We start from the raw sequence: 8,381 nt of genomic DNA on the forward strand, positions 1-8,381 counted from the left end.
AGCAGGCGCAGGCGCCTGTCGAGCGGCACACGCTTGAGGCACAGGCCCGCCACGCGGCGGATGGTGGCGGAGTCGTTCGTGGGTACGGGAAGGGTGTGGTCGCGCGTGGCGGTCTTGAAGTCGTCGTAGCGCAGCTTGATGCCGATGGTTCTGCCCGCATAGCCCTTGCGCTGCAGGTCTTCGGCCACACGCTGGCACAGGTCGGTGAAGATGCGCGAGAGTTCGGCCTTGTCGCGCACGGCGTGCAGGTCGCGCTCGAAGGTGGTTTCGCGGCTCATGCTGACGGGCTCGCTCTCGGTCACCACGGGGCTGTCATCCCGGCCCCAGGCCACCCGGTGCATCCACGCACCGGTGGACCTGCCGAAGTGGGCGATGAGCCACTGCTCGTCCTGCGCCGCCAGCTGGCCAATGGTTTCCACACCCAGCCGCGCCAGCTTCTCGCCCGCCTTGGGCCCGATGCCATTGATCTTGCGCACGTGCAGCGGCCAGATCTTCTCCTGCAAGTCTTCCTCATGGACGATGGAAATGCCGTTGGGCTTGTTGAACTCGCTCGCCATCTTGGCCAGCAGGCGGTTGGGCGCCACGCCGATCGAGCAGGTCAGGCCCGTCCTTTCATGGATGCTTTTCTGGATGAGCCGCGCCAGCACGCGCCCGCCTTCGCGCTGGCCGCCGGGCACGTGCGTGAAGTCGATGTAGACCTCGTCCACGCCGCGGTCCTGCATGACCGGGGCGATCTCGACGATGGCGCTCTTGAACATGCGCGAGAACCTGCGCACCTCGTCAAAATCCACCGGCAGCACGATGGCCTGCGGGCACAGCCGGGCCGCCTTCATCATGCCCATGGCCGAGCCCACGCCAAACTGCCGCGCAGCATAGGTGGCGGTGGTGATCACGCCGCGGCCCACGTAGTCCTTGAGCAGCGGAAACTCGGCCACCGGAATGAAACGCGGGTCGCGCGGACCCGCGCCATCACGGGCCTGCAGCAACAGCTCGTCCACCTTGCGCCGCCCGCCCCCGATCACGACGGGCAAGCCCTTGAGCTGGGGGTAGCGCAGCAGCTCCACGGAGGCAAAAAATGCATCCATGTCGAGGTGCGCGATGCGGCGCAGGGGCGGCGGGCAATCGGCGGGAGAGGCGCAGGCGGCTTCGGTCACAGCCGCTATTTTGCGCGGCGCTTCGCGTCTTCGCTGGTTGCAACCCGGCATGCAGTGTGCCAGGCAACCCTGCGGAAAGCCGGGCGGTGCAGGGGCCCGGCACGGCGAGCCGGCCGCCGTGCGTCGAGGCCCGCCCGCTGGCCAGGATGCCGCTGGATAGCCTCCGCAATGCGTGGCGCTGCGAGCGGGGTTTGTCTCTTACAGGGAACACGTGGGCCTGGGCGGCGCCACGCGGCCGAAGAAAATCCGAATCAGGCCTTTGCCAGCGCCGCCGTGCGAATGCCCTGCAGGGTGCCCGTGGGGGTGATGGCCTCGGGATCGATCAGGCAGTGCAACACGCTGGGCAGGCCGCTGGCGCGGGCGCGGGCCAGGGCGGGGGCGAAATCTTCGGTGCGCTCCACGCGCTCGCCGTGGCCGCCAAAGGCCTGGGCATAGGCCTTGAAATCGGGGTTCTTGAGCGCGGTGGCGCTGATGCGGCCGGGGTATTCGCGCTCCTGGTGCATGCGGATGGTGCCGTACATGGCGTTGTCCAGCAGCACCACAATGAGGGGCAGGCCATATTGCACGGCCGTGGCGAATTCCTGGCCGTGCATGAGGAAATCGCCGTCGCCGGCAAACACCACCACTTCGCGCTGCGGCCACAGGCGCTTGGCGCCCACGCCGGCGGGCAGGCCATAGCCCATCGACCCGCTGGTGGGGGCGAGCTGGCTGGCATAGGCGGTGAAGGGCCAGAAGCGGTGCACCCAGGTGGCGAAGTTGCCCGCGCCGTTGCAGAAGATGGTGTCGGCCGGCAGCACGGTTTGGAGGTGCTGCATCACCTGGCCCATCTGCAGGTTGCCCGGGATGCGGATGGGTGCCGGGTCGCTCCAGGCCAGGTATTCGGCATGGGCGGCTTCGGCGTGGGCTTTCCATGCGACTGGCGCCGTGGGGTGCACGCTGGCGAGCGCTGCCGCAAAGGCCCGCGGCGTGGCATGAATGGCTTGCGTGGGGCGGTAGAGCTTGCCCAGTTCATCGGCATCGGCGTGCACATGCACCAGCGGTTGCGCGGGCGTGGGAATGCCGAACAACTCATAGCCCTGCGAAGGCACTTCGGACAAGCGCCCGCCCACCACCAGCACCAGGTCCGAGGCGCGGATGCGCGCCAGCAGCTTGGGGTTGACGCCCAGGCCCAGGTCGCCGCCGTAGCAGGCATGCGTGGCCGGGAACAGCATCTGGCGGCGGAACGAGCAGTACACGGGAATCGACCAAGCCTCAGCAAACGCCGTGAACTCGCGCACGGCCTGCTCGGACCAGCGGCTGCCGCCCACGATGGCCACGGGGCTCTGGGCTGCACTGAGCCGTTGGGCCAGCGCTGCCATCTGCGCCGCGCCCGGATGGGTCTCCGTCACCTGGTAGGGCAGCGCATCGGCCACGGTGGCTGCCTCGGTGAGCATGTCTTCGGGCAGCGCCACCACCACGGGGCCGGGGCGGCCCGAGGTGGCGACATGGAAGGCGCGCGAGACCAACTCGGGCATGCGCGCCGGGTCGTCAATCTCCACCACCCACTTGGCCATGGTGCCGAAGACCGCGCCGTAATCCAGCTCCTGGAACGCCTCACGCCCCTTGGCACCGCGTGCCACCTGGCCCACGAAGAGGATCAGGGGCGTGGAATCCTGGTGCGCGATATGGATGCCCGCCGCGGCGTTGGTGGCACCCGGCCCGCGCGTCACGAAGCAGATGCCGGGCTGGCCCGTGAGCTTGCCCTGCGCCTCGGCCATCATGGCCGCGCCGCCCTCCTGGCGGCACACGGTGACGGCGATGCGGGCATCGTGCAGGGCATCCAGCACGGCCAAATAGCTTTCGCCGGGCACGCAGAACAGCTGCTGGACGCCGTGGGTGATGAGCTGGTCGACCAGGATCTGGCCGCCGGTACGCGAAGTGGTCGTTGTCATGGACAGGTCTCGAATAAAAGGGCAACGGAGGTGCCACCCGAGCATAGAGCCGCCGGCCCCGCCGCACGGCGCATCCGTGACATATGTCACTGGGCGCGGCGCGGCATGTGCCCGGGGATGCGCAAAAGCGGTTTGCCGACACCAGAATCCGCCACTTCGAAAACCGCACCTTCCCAACAGGACACCTATGAAACGCTGGATCCCATGGACCGCAGGCTGCGCCCTCGCGCTGGCGGCCCTTGCTGCCGCAGCGGCGGCCGGCGGCCTGTACCAGGCCGAAGCCCACCGCAACCGCTACGTCGACATCAAGCCCCGCCCCGTGGCCTACACCACCGAGGCGCTCTCCATCGAACGGGGACGCTACCTTTTCGAGTCGCGCGGCTGTGCCGACTGCCACGGCCTCAAAGGCACCGGGCGCGAATTCGTGAACGACGGCAAGGGCACGCGCCTGGCCGGTCCCAACATCACCCCCGCCGGGGTGGTGGGCCGCTACCAGCCCGAGGACTGGGACAGCGTGATCCGCCACGGCGTCAAACCCAACGGCCGCCCCGTGCTGGTGATGCCCAGCGAAGACTACAACCGCCTCACCAACGACGACCTGAACGCGCTGGTCTCGTACCTGCGCCAGCTGCCCGCGCAGCCGGGCCTGGAGGCCGCCATCGAGCTGCCCCGTCCGGCCTGGGTGCTGTATGGCTATGGCCTCATTCCCGATGCGGCTTCGAAGATCGACCACAACCTGCCCCCGTCGCGGCCCGTTGCGGCCGGCGTCAACGTGGAACACGGGCGGTACGTGGCCAACATGTGCCTGGGCTGCCACGGCGGCCAGCTTGCGGGCGGGAAGATCGCCGGCGCGCCGCCCGACTGGCCCGAGGCAGCCGACCTTCGCGCAGGCGCTGGCAGCGCCATGGCCCGCTACCCCGACGCCGCCCGCTTCATGGCGATGCTGCGCAGCGGCAAGCGCCCCGACGGCACCGCCATTGCCGTGATGCCCTTCGAGTCACTGGGCAAGCTCAGCGATGTGGATGCACGGGCCCTGCATGCCTATCTGCAGACCGTGCCGCGCCAGCCCTGAACGGGTGCCCCCGGACGCAGGCGGCGTGCGGCCCATCACGCGACGCGCGGAGGCCGATGGCTGTCACCGGCCCCGCGCCATGGCGCAGCCGGTCGGGCTGTCTTTGCGGGCAAAAAGGATAGGGTTTTCGGGCTTTTGCGCTTGTCTGACCTGCGCCGTCCGATATCAAAAATAAAGCAACCGGCACCCCAACGGCCACCCGCCACCCGCCACCCGCTACCCGCTATCGGCCAACGGGCACCGGCGGCGGCGGCGTCAGCAGCACACTGCCCCTGCAGCACTGGCGGCCAGGGCCGCAGGAAGGACCACCAGGCCGGCACAAGCCCGGCCGGCGCGCGGCCGCGGCGCTCAGGCGAGCGGGTAGGTTCCGAGCAACAGGATGCCGCGGTCCACCGCGTTGATGTCGGTGTGGCCGCAGAACGCCATGGTGATGTCCAGCTCTTTCTGGATGATCTCGAGCGCCCGGGTCACGCCCGCCTCGCCATAGGCGCCCAGTCCGTACAGAAAGCTGCGGCCGATCAGTGTGCCGCGCGCGCCCAGCGCGCGGGCCTTGAGCACGTCCTGCCCGCTGCGGATGCCGCCGTCCATCCACACCTCGATGTCCTTGCCCACCGCCTGGGCGATGGCCGGCAGCGCGGCGATGGACGAGGGTGCGCCATCGAGCTGGCGGCCGCCGTGGTTGCTGACGATGAGCGCGTCGGCACCGCTGTTGGCGGCCAGGCGTGCATCCTCGGCGTCCATGATGCCCTTCAGGATCAGCTTGCCGCCCCAGCGCTTCTTGATCCACTCCACGTCGCTCCAGTTGAGCTGCGGGTCGAACTGCTCTGCCGTCCAGGACGACAGGGAAGACAGGTCGCCCACGCCCTTGGCATGGCCCACGATGTTGCCGAAGGTGCGGCGGCGGGTAGCAAGCATGCCCAGGCACCATTGGGGCTTGGTGGCCAGGTTGATCAGGTTGGCGATGGTGGGCTTGGGCGGGGTGGACAGGCCGTTCTTGATGTCCTTGTGGCGCTGTCCGAGGATCTGCAGGTCCAGCGTGAGCTGCAGCGCCGAGCAGCCAGCGGCCTTGGCGCGGTCGATCAGGCGCTCAATGAAGTCGCGGTCGCGCATCACGTACAGCTGGAACCAGAACGGGTGGCGCCCGGTGTGCTCGGCCACGTCCTCGATGGAGCAGATGCTCATGGTCGAGAGCGTGAACGGGATGCCGAACGCCTTGGCCGCGCGCGCGCCCAGGATCTCGCCGTCGGCATGCTGCATGCCCGTGAGGCCCGTGGGCGCAATGGCCACCGGCATGGCCACGTCCTGGCCGATCATGGTGGTGCGGGTGCTGCGCCCTTCCATGTTCACGGCCACGCGCTGGCGCAGCTTGATGCCCTGGAAATCGGCCGTGTTGGAGCGGTAGGTGCCCTCGGTGTACGAGCCCGAATCGGCATAGTCATAGAACATGCGCGGCACACGGCGCTGGGCGACGACACGCAGGTCTTCGATGCAGGTGATTTTGGACAGATTGGGCACGCTGGCACTCCGGGGTAACAAGGGGATGGCACCGGATGGTAGGCCGCCGGGCCTGCGGGGGCCATCAAAATTATTTGGGCGCCCTGCAACAAATTTCCCGCCCCGGCCGGCGCGCGGCAGCACGGGTACCCTGCATTTTTGAATCCGAATGGCCTGCAGCGCTTATGCAACAGGCACAATAAGCTCTCTTTTTAGGAGCAATCCGTGCCCTCGCCGCCGCATTGGGCCACGAGCAAAGGCTCGGCGTCCGCGCCGGCGTACAAGCGGAACTGTCGCCGGCCTGCATGCTTGGCGGCATACATCGCCGCATCGGCATTGCGCGACAGCTCCTCGAAATTCTCGCCGTGCACAGGAAACAGGCTGATGCCGCCGCTCAGGCCCACCGGCAGGGTCTGGCTCTGGAGCACATAGGGCGCCTCGCACGCGGCCATGATCTTGCGCGCCACGCTGCACGCCTGCTCGGCCGAATCGATGCCGGGCAGCATGACCACGAACTCGTCCCCGCCCTGCCGGCACACGGTGTCGGACACGCGCATCACGGCCTTGAGCCGGCCGGCCAGCTGCACCAGCAGCTCATCGCCCACGTCGTGGCCCAGGGTGTCGTTGACCTGCTTGAAACCGTCGAGGTCGATGTACATCACCGCCACCATGCGCTCGTCGCGCAGCGCCTGGGCGAGGGCCTGGCGGGCGCGGTCCTGCAGCAGCACGCGGTTGGGCAGGTCGGTGAGGGGGTCGTACTGCGCCAGGTGCTCCATGCGCGCGGCCATGGCCACGCTCTCCGTCACGTCGCGCAGCACGGCCACGGCCCCGGTGACCTGGCCGTGCCGGTCGGTGATGGGGCTGGCCGACTCCTCGACGTCGAACGACTCGCCGCTCGTGCGGTGCCGCAACACGCCGCGCGTGGGCTCCACCGGCTTTTGCCGCTCCAGCGCCAGGCGCAGGGGGCTGGGCTGAGGCGCCACCCCGCCTTCGCCGCGCAGCCCGATCACCTCGTCCACATTGCGGCCCGCGGCGTCGAAGCCCTGCCAGCCGGTCATGCGCTCGGCCACGGGGTTCAGGTAGGTGATGACGCCCTGCGCATCCGTGCACACCACGGCATCGCCAATGGCCCTGAGCGTGAGGCGCATGCGCTCCTTTTCCTCGAACAGGGCTTCTTCGATGCGCTTGCGCTCGCTGATGTCGATGACCTGCACGAAGATGCCGCGCACCTGGCCGCCGTCCAGATCGGGCACGTACGAAGCCAGGGTGTGGCGCGACTGGCCCTGGGGATCGACGATGGTGCGCTCGAAGAGCTGCGCCTGCCCCTTCAGCGCACCTTCGAGGTAAGGCAGGTTCTTTGCGTAAAGCGCTTCGCCCAGCAGCTCGCGCACATGTTTGCCCCGCAGTTCTTCGGGGGACATGCCGTACCACTCCAGATAGGCATGGTTGGCGAAACGGTTGTGCAGGTCGCGGTCCCAGTAGCCGACCATCGAGGGCAGGTTGTTCAGGATGGTGCGCAGGTCGTGCTCAACCTGTTCCAGCTGCCCGCTGATCTCCTGGCGGCGGCGCAGTTCGCGGGCAAACAGCCACGCCAGGCCCACGCAGGAGACCATCAGCACGAGGGCAAAGCCCCCCAGCACCCAGGCGCTGCGGTGCCAGCTGGCCAGCACCACGTCCACCGACTGCGCCACGTTCACCACCAGCGGGTAGTCGCCCACGTGCCGGAAAGCGTAGAGGCGCTCCACGCCGTCGATCACCGCCCGGGCGGTGAACACGCCGCTGCGCTGGGACTGGATGGTGCGCATGTTGGGCGAGAGCGCCCTGCTGCTGCCCACCGCCGATTCGACGTACGGGTAGCGCGCGACGAGGGTGCCATCCGCGCGGAACACGGTCAGGCTGCTTTCGGGCCCCAGCTGCAGCGCCTCGAGCAGGTCCTGGAAATACTCCAGCCGAATGGACCCCACCACCACGCCGGCCAGTTCGCCGCCCGGCCCATAAAAGGCGCGGCTCACGGGCAGGATGTGCCGGCCATTCAGGCGTGCGCGCACCGGCCCGCCGACAAACAGCCCCGTATGGGCACCGCTCAGGAACACCTGGAAATAGTCGCGGTCGGCAAAGTTGGCCTGGCGCGGCTCGAGCGACTCCGAATCGATGATGATGTTGCCGGCCAGGTCCAGCACCACCACCGATCCTAAACCCCGCATGCGCAGCGAGTTGTCGAACAGCACCTTGTTGCGCATGGGGGGGGCAAGCGCCATCACCTGGGGATCGGTCACGCCGGCCACCACGCCCTGCAGGGACTGGTCGAACGACTCCAGCGTGCTGGCAATGCTCTGGTCCAGCGCGCGGGCCAGGTTGGCGTTGGCGCGCTCTGCGCTGCTCCACTCTTCAGCCCGCAAGGTCCAGATCGATCGGCCAAAAAGCCCGCCAATGCCCAGCGACAACAGCAGGGCCAGCAGGATCAGGCGGGAGGTGGCAATCGGGCGCACAAAATGCAAAAAGAAAGGTTGGGTAATTGTAAGAGAAGGTAATGCGCCGGCGGCATGGGAGCCGGCCCTGACCAACGCCTCAGCGCGCGCCTGCTCCGCCCGCCGCCACGCCGGCGCCGCGCACCTCGATGCGCACCTCGTCCAGCACGGCACCGCGCGCGTCCGTCAGCTGCACCACATGGCGGCCCGGCCAGGGCAACCACGCCACATCGGCCCCCTGCCCGAGCGGCCAACCATCCAT

General features: G+C 68.5%; 6 protein-coding genes. 1 reads left to right on the forward strand and 5 read right to left on the reverse strand.

Annotation, left to right across the window (positions count from 1 at the left end; all coding sequences use genetic code 11):
- Positions 1–1,085: Y-family DNA polymerase (locus ACDELDRAFT_RS16450; RefSeq protein WP_050784191.1), on the reverse strand; the 1,085-nt coding region annotated here is incomplete at its 3' end.
- 320 nt (positions 1,086–1,405) lie between these two features.
- Positions 1,406–3,085 (reverse strand): thiamine pyrophosphate-binding protein, encoded by a 1,680-nt coding sequence (locus ACDELDRAFT_RS16455; RefSeq protein ID WP_005798874.1) that lies wholly within the window; start codon positions 3,083–3,085, stop codon positions 1,406–1,408.
- 187 nt (positions 3,086–3,272) lie between these two features.
- Here ACDELDRAFT_RS16455 and ACDELDRAFT_RS16460 point away from each other — a divergent pair, with 187 nt between their 5' ends.
- Entirely contained in the window at positions 3,273–4,157 is an 885-nt protein-coding gene (locus ACDELDRAFT_RS16460) for a c-type cytochrome (protein ID WP_005798876.1), read from the forward strand.
- A 348-nt stretch (positions 4,158–4,505) separates the two neighbouring features.
- Here the strand turns inward: ACDELDRAFT_RS16460 and ACDELDRAFT_RS16465 are convergent, their stop codons facing one another.
- From ACDELDRAFT_RS16465 to ACDELDRAFT_RS24255, 3 genes are all read right to left on the reverse strand, one after another.
- Positions 4,506–5,672 (reverse strand): alpha-hydroxy acid oxidase, encoded by a 1,167-nt coding sequence (locus ACDELDRAFT_RS16465; protein ID WP_005798878.1) that lies wholly within the window; start codon positions 5,670–5,672, stop codon positions 4,506–4,508.
- A 191-nt stretch (positions 5,673–5,863) separates the two neighbouring features.
- On the reverse strand, positions 5,864–8,140 hold the full coding sequence (locus ACDELDRAFT_RS16470; protein WP_005798880.1) for a bifunctional diguanylate cyclase/phosphodiesterase: 2,277 nt from the start codon (positions 8,138–8,140) through the stop codon (positions 5,864–5,866).
- 79 nt (positions 8,141–8,219) lie between these two features.
- Positions 8,220–8,381, reverse strand: a 162-nt coding sequence (locus ACDELDRAFT_RS24255; protein WP_005798882.1) for a penicillin-binding protein, transglycosylase and transpeptidase, incomplete at its 5' end; no start/stop codon positions are given.

The organism is Acidovorax delafieldii 2AN, from assembly GCF_000175235.1.
GTDB lineage: Bacteria > Pseudomonadota > Gammaproteobacteria > Burkholderiales > Burkholderiaceae_C > Acidovorax > Acidovorax delafieldii_B.